At 45.6% G+C, this 14,662-nt stretch carries 13 protein-coding genes; 7 read left to right on the top strand and 6 right to left on the bottom strand.

The window, feature by feature from the left end:
- Positions 1-26: 26 nt before the first annotated feature.
- The 4 genes from HGO26_RS13835 to prmA all read right to left on the bottom strand — a co-directional run bounded on the left by HGO26_RS13835 (position 27) and on the right by prmA (position 5,728).
- The gene (locus HGO26_RS13835; protein WP_168825859.1) at positions 27-3,041 is read right to left on the bottom strand and encodes a UvrD-helicase domain-containing protein; all 3,015 of its coding nucleotides are present in this window, start codon (positions 3,039-3,041) and stop codon (positions 27-29) included.
- Positions 3,042-3,381: 340 nt separating this feature from the next.
- Positions 3,382-3,687: a DNA-binding transcriptional regulator Fis gene (fis, locus tag HGO26_RS13830; protein ID WP_006083371.1), complete on the bottom strand. Its 306-nt coding sequence runs from the start codon at positions 3,685-3,687 to the stop codon at positions 3,382-3,384.
- A gap of 16 nt (positions 3,688-3,703) precedes the next feature.
- Positions 3,704-4,672, bottom strand: coding sequence for a tRNA dihydrouridine synthase DusB (gene dusB, locus HGO26_RS13825; RefSeq protein WP_105250428.1), 969 nt, complete (start codon positions 4,670-4,672; stop codon positions 3,704-3,706).
- 174 nt (positions 4,673-4,846) lie between these two features.
- The gene (gene prmA, locus HGO26_RS13820) at positions 4,847-5,728 is read right to left on the bottom strand and encodes a 50S ribosomal protein L11 methyltransferase (RefSeq protein ID WP_168825857.1); all 882 of its coding nucleotides are present in this window, start codon (positions 5,726-5,728) and stop codon (positions 4,847-4,849) included.
- A 454-nt stretch (positions 5,729-6,182) separates the two neighbouring features.
- Between prmA and HGO26_RS13815 the strand changes: the two genes are divergently transcribed.
- The 4 genes from HGO26_RS13815 to HGO26_RS13800 all read left to right on the top strand — a co-directional run bounded on the left by HGO26_RS13815 (position 6,183) and on the right by HGO26_RS13800 (position 10,579).
- Positions 6,183-6,905, top strand: a complete 723-nt coding sequence (locus tag HGO26_RS13815; protein WP_105250426.1) for a fumarate reductase cytochrome b subunit — start codon at positions 6,183-6,185, stop codon at positions 6,903-6,905.
- A 171-nt stretch (positions 6,906-7,076) separates the two neighbouring features.
- Entirely contained in the window at positions 7,077-7,748 is a 672-nt protein-coding gene (locus HGO26_RS13810) for a fumarate reductase cytochrome b subunit (RefSeq protein ID WP_113940802.1), read from the top strand.
- A gap of 93 nt (positions 7,749-7,841) precedes the next feature.
- The gene (locus HGO26_RS13805) at positions 7,842-9,848 is read left to right on the top strand and encodes a fumarate reductase flavoprotein subunit (RefSeq protein ID WP_168825855.1); all 2,007 of its coding nucleotides are present in this window, start codon (positions 7,842-7,844) and stop codon (positions 9,846-9,848) included.
- Positions 9,848-10,579 carry a fumarate reductase iron-sulfur subunit gene (locus tag HGO26_RS13800; protein ID WP_113940800.1) on the top strand — a complete coding sequence of 244 codons (732 nt, stop codon included), beginning with the start codon at positions 9,848-9,850 and terminating at the stop codon, positions 10,577-10,579. The genes HGO26_RS13805 and HGO26_RS13800 overlap by 1 nt, the downstream gene beginning before the upstream one ends.
- Before the next feature lie 50 nt (positions 10,580-10,629).
- On the opposite strand, the gene HGO26_RS13795 is transcribed toward HGO26_RS13800, so the two are convergent.
- Positions 10,630-10,914 carry a putative quinol monooxygenase gene (locus HGO26_RS13795; RefSeq protein ID WP_168825853.1) on the bottom strand — a complete coding sequence of 95 codons (285 nt, stop codon included), beginning with the start codon at positions 10,912-10,914 and terminating at the stop codon, positions 10,630-10,632.
- On the bottom strand, positions 10,911-11,933 hold the full coding sequence (locus tag HGO26_RS13790) for a zinc-binding alcohol dehydrogenase family protein (protein ID WP_168825851.1): 1,023 nt from the start codon (positions 11,931-11,933) through the stop codon (positions 10,911-10,913). The genes HGO26_RS13795 and HGO26_RS13790 overlap by 4 nt, the downstream gene beginning before the upstream one ends.
- A 134-nt stretch (positions 11,934-12,067) precedes the next feature.
- Between HGO26_RS13790 and HGO26_RS13785 the strand changes: the two genes are divergently transcribed.
- The 3 genes from HGO26_RS13785 (at position 12,068) to HGO26_RS13775 (ending at position 14,652) form a co-directional block, all read left to right on the top strand.
- Positions 12,068-12,997, top strand: a complete 930-nt coding sequence (locus HGO26_RS13785) for a LysR family transcriptional regulator (RefSeq protein WP_168825849.1) — start codon at positions 12,068-12,070, stop codon at positions 12,995-12,997.
- A gap of 301 nt (positions 12,998-13,298) precedes the next feature.
- Positions 13,299-13,718, top strand: coding sequence for a hypothetical protein (locus HGO26_RS13780; RefSeq protein ID WP_168825847.1), 420 nt, complete (start codon positions 13,299-13,301; stop codon positions 13,716-13,718).
- Positions 13,719-13,782: 64 nt separating this feature from the next.
- On the top strand, positions 13,783-14,652 hold the full coding sequence (locus tag HGO26_RS13775) for a hypothetical protein (protein ID WP_168825845.1): 870 nt from the start codon (positions 13,783-13,785) through the stop codon (positions 14,650-14,652).
- The last annotated feature ends 10 nt before the right edge of the window (positions 14,653-14,662 follow it).

The following is a 14,662-nucleotide window of genomic DNA, read 5'->3' as shown; positions in this document are numbered from 1 at the left end:
TAGGCTTTTGTTGAGCATTCTTGCATCTAGCTCACATGCTTTGTGGGTCGCTCGCATGGAAGCGACAACTTGGCCTTGTTTAGAATATTCATGCAGCTGGGTAGGTTTTGCCCGCGGTAATTGCGGCAAGCCCAAAAGGGGCCAAATCGACCATCCTTTAACAGCATATCGCCACCACAGAGGCTACAAAGTGGCGCTATATGACCACAGTCCTCATTCAAACATACCTTAAAGCCAGCAAAGCGTGTGCGGGTCATTGGGCTAGCACAGAGCTCACAACCTTCTTCCTTGTGATCGCAAAGGGGAAAATGTGAGCAGGAATAAAACGATTTAAATTTTCCCGTTCTAGGCTTAAGCGTTCCCGTGCTACAACGCACGCATTTTATGTCTTCAAATAACCTTTGTACTAAAGTGGTGCTGAATTCATCTTGTTCAATTGCGTAGCCTTTTGTAAGCAGTTCGGTGACGAATGGGCTCACGTCTGTCATATCGGCAATCACATAGGCGCGGTGTTTTGCCCGCGTTAACGCGACATAAAACAGTCGACGTTCTTCTGCAAATTCAAACGCTTCCGTTTTTGGTAAAAATGCATCTAGTATCGGAGGAGTGATTTTCATTGAAGGGAAGCCATGCATTCCCGTTTTCATCCCCATGATCACTACATAATCGGCTTCTTTCCCTTTCGAAGCATGAAAAGATTGGCACTCAATCTTCAAGTTGGGATATTTAGCTTTAAGTTGGTTAACTTGGATGTTATCGGGTAACTGAAACCAAAAACGTGCCAGTAAATAGACGCTTGCTACGCTGTTAAGTTTGTCACTTCTAGCGCTTATCCTTGCACTAATGGCCGTTAATGCTTGTTCCAGTGCATTTGGGCTTGGTTCATTTAGGCTTGACTGCTCGTTTTCTCCGCGGCGTAATATTGAGACTGCAGGGTAGGCGACCTGCATGAGGGAGCGAATGTCCTTCCTCAATTGCGTGGGATTCTGGGTGACAAACTGAGTGGCGACTTGCCCAATACTACTGTTAAACCTAAAAGTCAGATCCAAGTAGCTTTGGGTTGTTGGGCCAAAATATTGGCTAAATTGCGTTGTTAAACTCACATCCGCACCGCTAAAACGATAAATTGCCTGCCAGTCATCCCCGACACAAAATAAAGACGCCAACGCTTTAGAATGGGGTGCACAGGAATCCCTCAAGGCACGCACTAAGCGGGCACGTGGTTCTGAAATATCTTGGAACTCATCCACCATAATAAAACGCCACGGGCTAATAAATTGCCCGCGTTGTAAATACGTCAACGCTTTGCCTATCATGTCCTCAAAATCAATGTCGCCATTTATCACTAAATGTTGCTCATAGCGCGTTAGTATGGGCTCAAGCAGTTCGAATGCCTTGCGGGTCTGCTGAGCATCGGCGGCGCGAGCAAATACCCCCTCAAGTCCATGTTCATCAAGGCAAGCCGCTTTATACAGTCCTATCAGCTGACTAAACATTTTTGCCAATTCGGTCACGCGGCCAAGTTCATGTAGGGTTGCTAGTATGGCTTCATCGGGTAAGGGCGCATATTGTACTTTAAAGACCTGTAAAGCTTGCTCAAGCTTACTGATTAACAACCCTTTTTTATGTTGGTAATAAAATAGCTTAACACACTTAGTGCCATGCTGTTGATGTAGCTGGCGTTTCCATGCCATCGATTCCAAGTATTTCTGGTTATCGATATAAGGAGCGGTATGCTGGTGTTCATCAATACCATAGTATTCAAGATAAATTTGGTATTCAGGTAGATAGAAATCGGGTTGATACTGACGAAAATCAATACTGCGCACATCATGCTCATACTTAGCTTCATAGACATATTCGATGCCATTGCTAAATAGCCAGTTGGCAATGTAGAGCTCACCAAAGCTTTTGACTCGCTCACCTTTAAGACTGCGAATATCGTTATCATTCAAGTATTGAAAATACTCGCCTTCCATATCGAACTCGAATGGGCTTTTTTCAACATAATAGAAACGACTGAAATATTCGAAAAGTTGTTTACGGTAAGCTTCATTTTCAATCAAAGTCTCAAGGGTATTGTGCACCCACAGCTCTTTGGCTTTGTCATCCTCCGCTAAAGGGGACAAACTCGGTTTCGCTCGCTCAACGTCGGCGATAATTTTTGAGCCTAAGCTGTGGAAGGTGCTCGCCTTGATATCATCCGTACTGAGCCTGTTTTTAATCCGCTCATCCATCTCGTCAGCCGCTTTACGGCCATAGGCTAATAGCAATATTTCATCGGCTTTTGCTTGACCACTCTTAAGCAAATATCCTGCTCGACCAACCATCACACTGGTCTTTCCCGTGCCTGCGCCTGCCAATAACAGGTTATTGTTATCATCGATAATACAAGCTCGGCGCTGTTTTTCGGTTAAGGGATTAGATTCTACATGCTCAAAATAGTCAGCAAATTTAATGAGCTGCGACTGAATATAATCTTCACGCAGTTGCTTTATATCGGCGCGAGTCCAGCGGTGGATTTGCTTAAGCCTCGCTAACACTGTGTGTAAATGTGTCGCCAATGGCAGGTTTTCACACCAAGGGAACCAACGCTGATATTCGCGCGCGACTCTGGCTTGTATCATTTCCACCCGTGATTCACGTAAATAAGTGTGTGTCAGTGTCTTATCCACTTTCGCCATTAACTCAGCAACGCGCGGCCCATTGGCATTTGCCCAATACTGTGCGATTTGATTGCTAAATTGATGCTGTGCAAAATAGCTGAGAAACGGCAGTTGATAGGCTTTGCCTAATACCGTGAAACCGAGTAGATAACCTAGTGGACTTAAGGTAAAAAATGGTGGGGAATCGAGCTGTTGCCAGGTAAAACATTCGTCAGCTTCTACTTTGTTAGCGCTGCGAGAGTGAGCAAAAAAGCCGCCTTTAGTGCGATTAATGCTAATACCACTCGTGGTGAGTTTTACCGCATCAGCTTTGCCAATAAAGAAACGGCCAAACCAACTGTGTTTGATATCTTGTTCAGAGTGATTCAATGACAATGTAAAACCTACGGCTAAAAAGTTTTAGAATTAACAGACTGATTTTTAAATGCATTATAACTTAAAAAACGATGGCTCGTGTCAAGGTTGTGCTATGGGCTGTATGGATTATTTATTAATTTTGGTCGCTAGAGCAGCTAAGTGCATTGTATTGGTGAATGATGTCTTAGTTGGCGTGAGAGGCGTGGCAAACCAAGCATGATGGTAACTGTGTAACTATGTGCATAAGAAGGGCGCGCATTAGAAAGGTTTACATTAGAAAATGGTGTATCAGAAAGCAAAAAAGCCTGAATCTCTTCAGGCCTTTTCTTTTTCAATACAACAGCTTAATCCTTGCGGATTAGTTCATGCCGTATTTTTTCAATTTTTTACGCAGAGTACCACGGTTGATACCTAGCATGTTTGCTGCGCGGGTTTGGTTGCCACGAGTGTGTTGCATGATGATGTCAAGCAGAGGCGCTTCAACTTCGCTTAGCACCATTTCATAAACTTCTTGTGCTTCCTGACCGTCCAACTGTGCGAAGAAGTTAGTTACGGCACGCTTGACGGCGTCACGTAATAACTGGGGCTTGATAGTGCCGTTTGCGGTTTCGATTTTGCCAACGGTAAGCTGGTGAACTTCTGTGTTAGTTGTCTGATCAAACATTCTATTCTGCTCTTTATTAATTCTGTACTAATTCATCAAAATAACATTCCACGAGGGAATACTGTTCTGCAGCGGTTTCCAGCCGATTAAAGTCAGCCCTAAATTGGCGCTGAGCTTCTTGGTCTAGGTACCATCCCATATGTTTTCTGGCGAAGCGGATACCCTTGTATTCACCATATAAGTCATACAGTTTGGTGAGGTGTTCCAGCATCACTTGACGCTGTTCGGCAACCTCAATGGGCGCTAGCTTATTACCCGTTTCCAAGTAGTGCTGGATTTCTCTGAAAATCCAAGGCCGTCCTTGAGCACCCCGTCCTATCATCAAGGCATCGGCACCGGTGTATTCCAGCACAAAGCGGGCTTTCTCCGGACTGTCGATGTCCCCATTGGCGACAACAGGAATCGAGACATTCTGTTTGATTGCTTTGATCGTGTCGTACTCGGCGTTGCCTCTGTACATACATTGTCTCGTGCGGCCGTGAACGGCGAGCGAGGCGATGCCACAATCCTCTGCAATCTGGGCGATTTGAACACCATTCTTGTGCTCTGGCTCCCAGCCGGTGCGAATCTTTAACGTGACAGGCACGTTCACTGCGGCGACCACGGCTTGTAAAATCTCTTTTACCAGCGGTGGATTTTGCATTAGCGCCGAGCCTGCCAGCTTTTTATTCACTTTTTTCGCCGGGCAACCCATGTTGATATCAATGATGTGAGCGCCTTGTTCAACATTGAACAACGCGGCTTGCGCCATTAAATCAGGATCAGCCCCTGCAATTTGCACTGAGCGGATGCCTTCCTCGCCAGAATGCGTCATGCGCTGGCGGCTTTTATCTGTATCCCAAACCTCGGGATTGGATGAAAGCATCTCGGAAACCGCTAAGGCTGCGCCATAACGAAGACAAAGATTGCGGAAGGCTTGATCGGTGACACCTGCCATTGGTGCCACGATCAGCTGATTGTTCAGTTGATAGGGTCCAATCTGCATTTTATGTTTCACCTTAGCTCTTCAAAGGGGCGCTATAGTAGCCCTTTTTGTTGGCCGTGAAAAGGTCAATAAATGACCTAGATGTAATTTTTTTTCTTGACTTTTAATTGACGAGAAGTCAGAGGCTAAATTGTTGGAAGCCAGCGGTGGCGCATGTTGCGCCACCCTTTAGCGCTATTTACGCTTACCTGTCAAGCGGCTCCAATCTTCTTTGTGAGCCGCTGCGTCCATATCGAACCATTGGCTATAAAAGTCAGATATTTCTTGGGCTTGTTCTTTGAGGAGACCGGAAAGGGCAAGTTTGCCACCGGTTTTTACGCGTTCTGCGATCAAAGGCGCTAATTCACGCAGAGGGCCTGCAAGAATGTTAGCGACCAGTACGTCGGCTTTGAGATCGGCGGGTTGGTCTTCTGGTAAGTACAACGCCAGCTTGTCAGCGACATCATTGCGCTCGGCGTTGGCACGCGAGGCGTCGATGGCTTGATAGTCGATATCGATACCTGTGACTTTTTTCGCGCCCAGTTTCAGTGCGGCTACGGCTAAGATGCCTGAACCACAGCCAAAATCGATCACTTCTTCATCGCTTAAATCTAAGCTGTCTAGCCACTCTAAACACAGTGCTGTCGTGGGATGAGTGCCAGTACCGAAGGCAAGACCCGGATCTAAGATCACATTAACCGCGGTTGGCTCAGGGATTTCGCGCCAGCTTGGGCAGATCCATAAGCGTGTGCCGAATTGGATTGGGTGGAAGTTATCCATCCATTCGCGTACCCAGTCTTTATCTTCAATTTGTTCGACTTTATGGCTGAAGTTCTCACCGAGGAAAGGCAAGGTTTTCAGCATGGCGATGGTCGGTGTCAGATCGGTTTCTGCATCGAATAAGGCCACTACCACAGTATCGCGCCACAGTGGGGTTTCGCCTAATTTAGGTTCAAAAATAGGGGTATCTTTACCGTCTTCGAAGGTGATAGAGACTGAACCTTCTTCCATGAGCAAGTCGCTGATGGTTTCAGCGTCATCGCTATTGGTGTTTATACGGAGTTGGATCCAAGGCATGGGGGCATCCTGTGACTGAGTGTTCATAAACTAAGGGTTCAAAATATCGCGGTATTGTATACCCAAACTATCCCAAAATGCAGGATGTAGGGGGAATTTAAAGCGCTTTAGGTAAGGTCGTTTGGTTATCACTAGGCTTTAGGTTCGACGACTGGCTATCCTGGTATTACGCTTTTGTCTATACAGACAAGGGGTTAGCTGGCGGGTATGGATTGGTGTTAAAAAACGAATTGTCAGTTTCATTATTTGATATAACGCTATGAAAAGTATTGGTTAATTGGTTTTACCTTTGTTTGGTTTTGATACGTTTTTTGTGATCATCTTCTAAGAGTTTAACTCCGTCAGGTGAGTTGGCTCACGCTTTAAATCTGTGACACTCAAGCCTGATTTGAGTTGCTGCTATGGTGTAGTTTGCCAAGAGGTGCCAACGATAAACGACATAGGTTAATTCAAGATGACAAGCATAACTCGAGTTCACAATAGGGTGAGTACACCGCTAGGTCATCCTTGGTCGGCTAAGGCTGATAGGCTGCAGAGTGCGACAGGGATTATGCTTGGCAGCTTTTTACTATTACACATGCATTTTGAATCGAGTATTTTGCTGGGTAAAGAGGCTTTTTATCGGGTCGTTCAGTTGCTTGAAGGTGGAATGTTTAGCAGCACAGGACATGGTTTTCCTATAGTCACTAAAGTGTTTTCAGTGTTTATGTTATTGGTGGTGATAGTACATGCTGCGGTGGCGCTGCGGCGTTTTCCGGCGCAGCTAGGGCAATGGCGAGCCCTGCGTTCGCACATGGGGAATATCAAGCATAAGGATACCCATGCGTGGTTTTGGCAACTGATCACTGGCTTTATCTTATTTTTCCTCGTTCCAGTTCATCTCTTCACTATGATTTTGAATCCCGAAATTGGCCCGCATTTATCGGCTGAGCGGGTTTATCACGATAATGCTTGGTTGCTGTATGCGCTGTTACTTCCCGCTGTAGTGGTACACGCCATGATTGGTCTCTATCGCGTAGCGGTAAAGTGGGGCTTAACCACTCAGCGCTCAGGTCTGCGAAAACTCGCTAAGGTGCTGATTATTTATTTGCTATGCCTTGGTACTGCAAGCCTTGTTTCATATCTATTTATCGGTAGCGAGCTCGGTATTCCTGTGCAGCCCTTCGTACCTGAGTAGGCTTTAAGCCTGCAGCAGGATTTTGTTTCACTGCTATTATTAAGCATTAGGTTAATTATTCAGCACTCAATTGATCTGGCTCACGTTTTCGTGTGGATGTGTGAGCGATATTAGTTTGCGATAAGACTTAATGAGATTGGCTCGATAAGGTCAACTGCGTGAGGCGATAGGATGGCGATCAAATTAAATATTAAAAAATGGAGTGCTTGGCTGGATTTAAGCCAGAGTTTGTCTGGGGTAATACTCGCAGTCTTTTTGTGGACCCACTTAGTGTTAGTGTCATCGATTTTATTGGGTGCGGATGCCATGAGTTGGGTGGCTCGCACTATGGAACTGAGTTTTCTGTCAGCTGACGGACACGGTTATCCTTGGGTAGTGACTTGTATTGCCATTGGTATTGCCATTTTGACGTTAGTGCACGTGTTAGTGGCATTGCAAAAATTACCCATGAGTCTGCGTCAGCAAAGGGCTCTGCACCAACAAATGCAAGTGATCGACCACAGCGATACTCGCTTGTGGCGCTGGCAAGCCATTACTGGTGTAGTGATTTTACTGCTGTTGCCTGTGCATTTGTGGCTTATTGGCTCGGCTCCCGAAACCATTGGCCCTCAGGGAAGCGCCGATCGTATTTGGAATCAAGGTGTCTGGATGGTTTATCTGCCTTTGCTGCTCACTGTGGAGTTACATGCAGCAATTGGCATTTACCGTGTGGCTTTGAAATGGGGTGCGGCGCGGGATCTCAACAACCGCAGTCGATTACGTAAGATCAAGACCATAGTGAGCGTACTATTTGTCACTGTTGGTGTCGCCTCACTTCTGGCATTTTTACCCTACGCGAGTTAATTCCGCTTTTAATCAATGATTAAGTTAATCAGTGAATAGAATGTCGAACATAAAAAAACAGCACAAAACAATAGACCCCATTAAGGAGCAGGCGTGAAACTGATTTATACCGATTCATTGGTGGTAGGAGCTGGGCTCGCGGGCTTAAGGGTCGCTATCGCTTCGAAAGAGCGTGGGCTTGACACTTTAGTTCTGTCACTCATTCCTGCAAAACGTTCCCACTCTGCTGCCGCTCAAGGAGGGATGCAGGCGAGTTTAGGCAATGCCGTTAAGGGAATGGGCGATGATGAGGATGTGCATTTTCAAGATACGGTAAAAGGTTCCGACTGGGGCTGCGATCAAGATGTCGCACGGATGTTTGCCCATTGTGCACCTAAGGCAGTACGTGAGCTGGCCAATTGGGGCGTTCCTTGGTCTCGGGTGACTGCTGGCCCAAGAGAAGTGATAGTCAATGCGCAAAAAGTCACGCTACATGAGGCGCAGGAAGCCCATGGATTGATTAATGCGCGGGACTTTGGCGGCACTAAAAAATGGCGCACTTGTTATACCGCCGATGGTACAGGTCATTCGCTGTTATACGCTATGGATAACAAAGCGATTTCCATGGATATTCCCGTCCATGAACGTATCGAAGCCTTGGCACTTATTCACGATGGTAAGCGTTGTCATGGCGTGATTGCTCGTTGTTTGATTACGGGTGAACTTAGAGCCTTTGTGGCTAAGTCCACTACGATAGCCACTGGTGGTTATGGCCGAATTTATGAAGTGTCGACCAATGCGATCATCTGCGAAGGTATTGGCCAAGCGTTGGCATTGGAAACGGGCGTGGCAAGGCTTGGCAATATGGAGGCGGTACAATTCCATCCCACTGCCATTGTTCCCGTGGGCATTTTAACAACGGAAGGGTGCCGTGGTGATGGCGGCTTATTGCGCGATAAAGACGGTTATCGCTTTATGCCTGACTATGAGCCCGATAAAAAGGAGTTGGCATCGCGGGATGTCGTATCGCGTCGCATGACCGAACATATACGTAAAGGTAAGGGCGTCGATAGCCCTTATGGCCCGCATTTGTGGCTAGATATAACCCTTTTAGGTCGCAAGCATATTGAAACGAATCTTAGGGAAGTGCAGGAAATTTGTGAGAATTTCCTTGGCATCGATCCCGCTAAAGATTGGATCCCTGTACGCCCAACTCAGCATTATTCTATGGGCGGTATTCGGACTAATGCCACAGGTGAAAGTCCGCAGCTTAAAGGCTTATTTAGCGTAGGAGAGGCGGCTTGTTGGGACATGCACGGCTTTAACCGTTTAGGCGGTAATTCGTTGGCCGAAACCGTGGTTGGCGGCATGATTATTGGTAAATATGTCGCCGATTTTTGTGAGAACAATAGCCTTGAGATCGACACTCAGCTTGCTGAACGGTTTATGCAGCAGGTGCAGAGTGAAATTGATGTGCTGGTCGAGGGTGATGGTCACGAGAGCGCCTTTGAACTCAAGCGTGAAATGCAGCGCATCATGATGGATTATGTGGGGATTTTCCGTAATGGCCCCGAGCTTGAAAAAGCGGTTGCCGAACTAAAAGTGTTGCTCGAGCGTTCGCGTAAACTCGGGCTTAAGTGTAAAAAGCGTCACGCCAATCCTGAGTTAGTCGAAGCCCTGCGGGTTAAGCGTATGCTAAAAGTGGCGCTAACCGTAGCCTGCGGCGCCGCAGCGCGAACAGAGAGTCGTGGTGCCCATGCTCGCGAGGATTATCCACAGCGAAATGATCGAGACTGGCTGAATCGCACCTTGGCCAGCTGGCCGGATCCCGATGCACTCGAACCTGTGCTTAACTACGAAGCACTCGATGTGATGAAGATGGAACTCCCGCCGGGTTATCGTGGTTATGGCATCAACAACGCCATAGTGCATCCCGATACCGAAAAGCGTGAACAGCAAATTGCCGAGATTTTAGCTGAGCTAGGTGATGATGCTGACCGTTATCAAAGGCAGCGGGCTCTTATGCCCTTTGAATTACCCGAGAGCTTACAACCCAATAATGAACGTTTAAGTGATACTTTAAAAAGTCCATCTGCCAATGCGTTAGGAGAAAAATCATAATGAGCCAAGGTCGCCAGTTAACCTTTAATATCTTTCGTTATGATCCGCAGGAGCCAAACGATAAGCCGAAAATGGTGCGTTATCAGCTTACCGAAACGCCGGGGATGACGGTATTTATCGCCCTTAATAAACTCAGGGAAGAACAAGACACTTCATTGCAGTTCGACTTTGTCTGTCGTGCTGGCATCTGTGGTAGCTGCGCTATGGTGATCAACGGTTTCCCGACGCTAGCTTGCCGCACCTTAACGGCCAAATACCCTAAGGGCGAAATCACCTTAATGCCGCTGCCAGGTTTTGAGTTGATTGGTGATCTCTCGGTTAACACTGGTAAGTTTATGCGGGAACTGGCCGAACGCTTAAAGCTGTGGTTACACCCTAAGGCCAATGATATAAGCGTGCATCGGCTTGAAGATCCTATGGATCCAGATGAAGCTGCGCGTTTGTATGAGCTAGAGCGCTGCGTTGAATGTGGCGTGTGTGTTTCCGCCTGTGCGACTAAACAAATGCGTGAAACTTTTGTCGGCGCTGTGGGTATGATGAAAATAGCTCGTTTTGAGATGGATAGCCGTGACGCTCGTACTGCCGAGGATTTTTACCATGTGATTGGCAATCAGGATGGCGTGTTTGGCTGCATGACTTTACTCGGCTGCCAAGATAACTGCCCTAAGGATTTGCCACACATGCAGCAAATCGCCTATTTACGCCGCAAGATGGCCATGACTTTGATTTGATTAGTGATAAATGATGAAAAGCGCCAACGTGTTTGGCGCTTTTTTGTTGATTAGCAGGCGTAGCTTTTGTGAATGTCAGCTCGATTGATTATGTCTGCGGTTTGAGCGACGAATGCTTGAAAGTGCGTACTCGCCATATGTTCATCCAGTGCGGCTTGGGATTGCCAAATTTCGTACATCCAGAAGATATTTTCATCATCTAATGAGTGATGCAGTTTGTATTCGATGCAGCCAGCCTCGGTATGAGTGTCTGTCACGAGTTGCTTGAGTATCTTAAATAGCGTATCGCTTTGGCCTTGATTCGCTATGATTTGAGCAAATACTGTTATTTTCATTGGTTAAAACCTTCTAAAACAATTTTACCGATCGCTTTGCCAGACTCTATCTGAGCGTGAGCTTTGATTAAGTTTTGGGCATTAATGGTGCCGTAGTGCTCACCGAACGTACTCTGTAACTCGCCTGTATCGATAAGAGCGCTTAAGCGGTTGAGTAAGTGATGTTGCGCAATCATATCCTCGGTCTGATAAAGGCTGCGGGTAAACATCAGTTCCCAGTGTAAGGATAAGCTTTTACGCTTAAGTTTCATCACATCTAATGGCCCCTTAGGATCATCGATTAATGCTAGTTTTCCTTGTGGCTTAAGCACTTGTACTATTTCATCAAAATGCTGATCGGTTTGGGTTAAGCTAATCACATGGGTCACATTAGTAATGCCAATATTGGCAAGTTCCTGTGAAAGTGGCTTGGTGTGGTCGATAACAGCATCGGCACCAAGCTTATGCACCCAAGCGGCGGATTCTGGACGAGATGCAGTGCCTATGACTTCTGCACCAGTGAGTTTTACTGCAAGCTGAGTGATGATTGAACCCACACCGCCGGCCGCACCGATAATTAAAATACGGGCGTCAGTTGCCGAACCATCTTGGGGTAAAGCTAAACGGTCGAATAAAATCTCCCATGCCGTAATCCCCGTTAAAGGTAATGCCGCGGCTTGGGTATAGGTTAAACTTTTAGGTTTATGGCCGACAATTCGCTCATCAACCAATTGATATTCTGCATAACTTCCGCTGCGACTGATATCGCCTGCATACCACACTTCATCGCCAACGTTGAAAAGACTGGCTTTCTCACCAACGGCTTTGACGACACCGACCGCATCCCAGCCGATAATTTTGTATTCACCTGCAGGTGCTGAGCTAGATGCACGGATTTTTGTATCAACCGGATTGACAGAAATGGCTTTGATTTCCACTAAAAGGTCAAAACCTGTCGCAGTTGGCTCGGCTAGCGTGATGTTTTCTAATGCATTGGGCGCTGTTATTGCACCTGCTGTCTGGTAACCAATGGCTTTCATGTTTATTCCTCTGGGTGTACTTGCTGGAGTCTACTTGTTTGAGTGTACTTGTATCGTGTAGCCATTGTGTGGAATATTAGCCAAGAGATAAACAGGATAAAGTTTGTAATTTTTTCAAAGGATTTTTGATAATCATGCTAATTAATGATTTAGCTTTGTTCGTGCGAGTCGCTGATTGCGGCAATATATCTGCCGCAGCAGCCGAGATGGATATCTCGGCTGCTTCTGCCAGCGCTGCAATAAAACGGCTTGAGAAACAGCTTGATACTAGTTTATTTATCCGCACGACACGCAGCTTACGTTTGACTGTGCAAGGTGAACGTTATCTTATTCATTGCCGACGTGCGCTAAGCGATTTAGCGCTTGGCGAACAGGCTATCGCCAGTGATAAAGGTAAAATATCTGGCACTTTAAGCCTGTCGGTTTCTTCAGACTTTGGTCGTAATTTGTTTGTGCCTTGGCTCGACGATTTTTTGCTCGATTTTCCTCAACTGCAAGTGCGCTTGCACCTTGGCGACAATATCAGCAGTTTTTACCACGATAAAATTGATGTCGCCGTGCGCTATGGAAAACCGCAGGATTCTAACCAAGTGGCTTTCCCTATCTGCAGTGTTGATCGTGTCTTGTGCGCCTCACCTGAATATCTCGCCAAGTTTGGTGTGCTTGATTCATTAGAACAACTAGTCGAGCATAATTGCTTGTTTTATAAGTTGGATGATCGCACCCACGATCAATGGCTATTTAGGCGTGATGGTCAAGAATTCAAAGTGCGTGTCATGGGCAATCGTAGTGCTAATGATGCCGAGATTGCCCGCCGTTGGGCTGTGGCTGGCAAAGGGTTGGTATTTAAGTCGAGTCTAGATCTGGCCGATGACTTAATCTCAGGGCGATTAGTACGTTTGTTGCCTGAGTATAAGGGGGAACCCGTCGATTTATACTTAGTGTGCCCAGGGCGCGAACATGTCACTCCCGTGGTGTTACTGCTTCGCGAAATGTTACGCCAGCGCTGTAAAGAGCTGCAAATGCAGTTGGCGGCTCGTCATATTTTCCCACAACACCCTTAAGCAATTGCATTTTGGTGGTATATGTAAATAAGCGCACTGCATGTTGTTATTTATTTATAAATAAAGTTTTCTAAATTGTTTTGCTTGATGGGCTTAGTTGTTTCTCATTGTGTTTTTTATGTTTAATTTTGTTGGGTTTTTCTGATCTAACTCATATTTATTTTAATTTAATATGAGTTAGCTCTTGTGTGAGTTGTAAATATTTTTTGTTCGTGCGTATGATGCAACAAATGTATCTTTTTGTGTCTTTGGCTGTGATGTCGCAGTGGAGATTATTTATAGCATGACGTATTGACGAGCAATGTTAACGAAATTAGCCACAAAAAAATATCCAAAAATACCGAAGCGTTTTCTTTTCGCTGTGGGTGAGTGGCTGATATTTGGAATATTATGGGTGAGTTTACCTGTGAATATTGCCGCGTTGTCTAATTCTTGTGTTATTAAAAATAATTATTTATCAATGGCTTCAGTGTTGGGGTTTCACTGTGAACCTGTTAGCCATCAGTCAATAGTAATAGTTGGTGAATATAGCGCTCCCCTTTGGGCTGGGTTTGCCCAAACGGATTTTGAAAGCATATTTTGGGGAGCGTCTTTTTTCGTTTTTTTGGGTTTTATTTATTTCGTCTTAACCATATTTATACGTAGTTATATTACTAATATAGAAAACTATTATTCAGTTTTACTTAATTGGATTAAATCAATTCAAGCAAGTACATCCTAGCGTTAAATAGAGCGCATGCTCACTATCAAGATTTTTCATTAAAAATATAAATCAAGGTTTTATTATGCAACCAACGAGTAATCAATATTATTCGTCGATTTCTCGTCGACGAAATAAATGGTCTGTGCTTTTCTGCGTGCAGGTGATGCTGGCCAGTTTCTCCTTTGTCGGCCAAGCATTGGCCGTCAATGAATTTGAGCTAGCAACGGATGCACAAGCAGCAAAATGGTCTGGCTACGTTAATGTGGGTTTTACGCGAAACATTTATGACTCGGAAAGTTATTACGCCTATCAAGCCTACAACATCGATAGCCGTATCGATTACAAGGCAAATTGGGGCAATGTGTTGTTTACCCTTGGGGGTGAAAAGCAAACACTACATGACAAAGAGTCCAGTTTTTATGATCCTTTGCTGGAGTACCGCACGCCACTGTATGCCTTAACCGATACCGTCTCATTGAAAGGCAGTTTAGGTGTGTATTTATCCGCAGAACGTGAATCAAAACTAGATAGGTTGCAATATGCGCCGCGCATTGCCGCGTACTTATTTTGGAGCCCGCTAGATAACCTAAGTTTTTATTTTTCACCGCGCTATCGCTACAACGCTTACCAATACAAAACCGCTGGTGAGCGCGTGTTAGTTGAACAGCAACTCGATGGATTACTCGATGCTTATTGGCAAATAACGGCCAATTGGTATTTGGATATGAGTGGTCGTTATCGGATTTCCAAAAACTATTACGGTCGTCGACTCGATGATCAATTTACCTTTGCCCAAGAACTCGGTTGGTCGTTTAAGCCTGATTGGGTGTTGGCTGTAGGTCACAACAATAGTGGTCGTTTCTATAACCCAGAAGTGGGGACATCTCAGGGATTTGAGATTTATGACAAAAAGAGTTCAACCTTTTATTTGTCAATTACTAAATATCTATAAAAACAGTAGT

This window comes from Shewanella oncorhynchi (assembly GCF_012584455.1).
Classification (GTDB): Bacteria; Pseudomonadota; Gammaproteobacteria; order Enterobacterales; family Shewanellaceae; genus Shewanella; species Shewanella oncorhynchi.
Note: the sequence above shows the minus strand (reverse complement) of the source record. Positions and strands in the feature narration are given on the sequence as shown.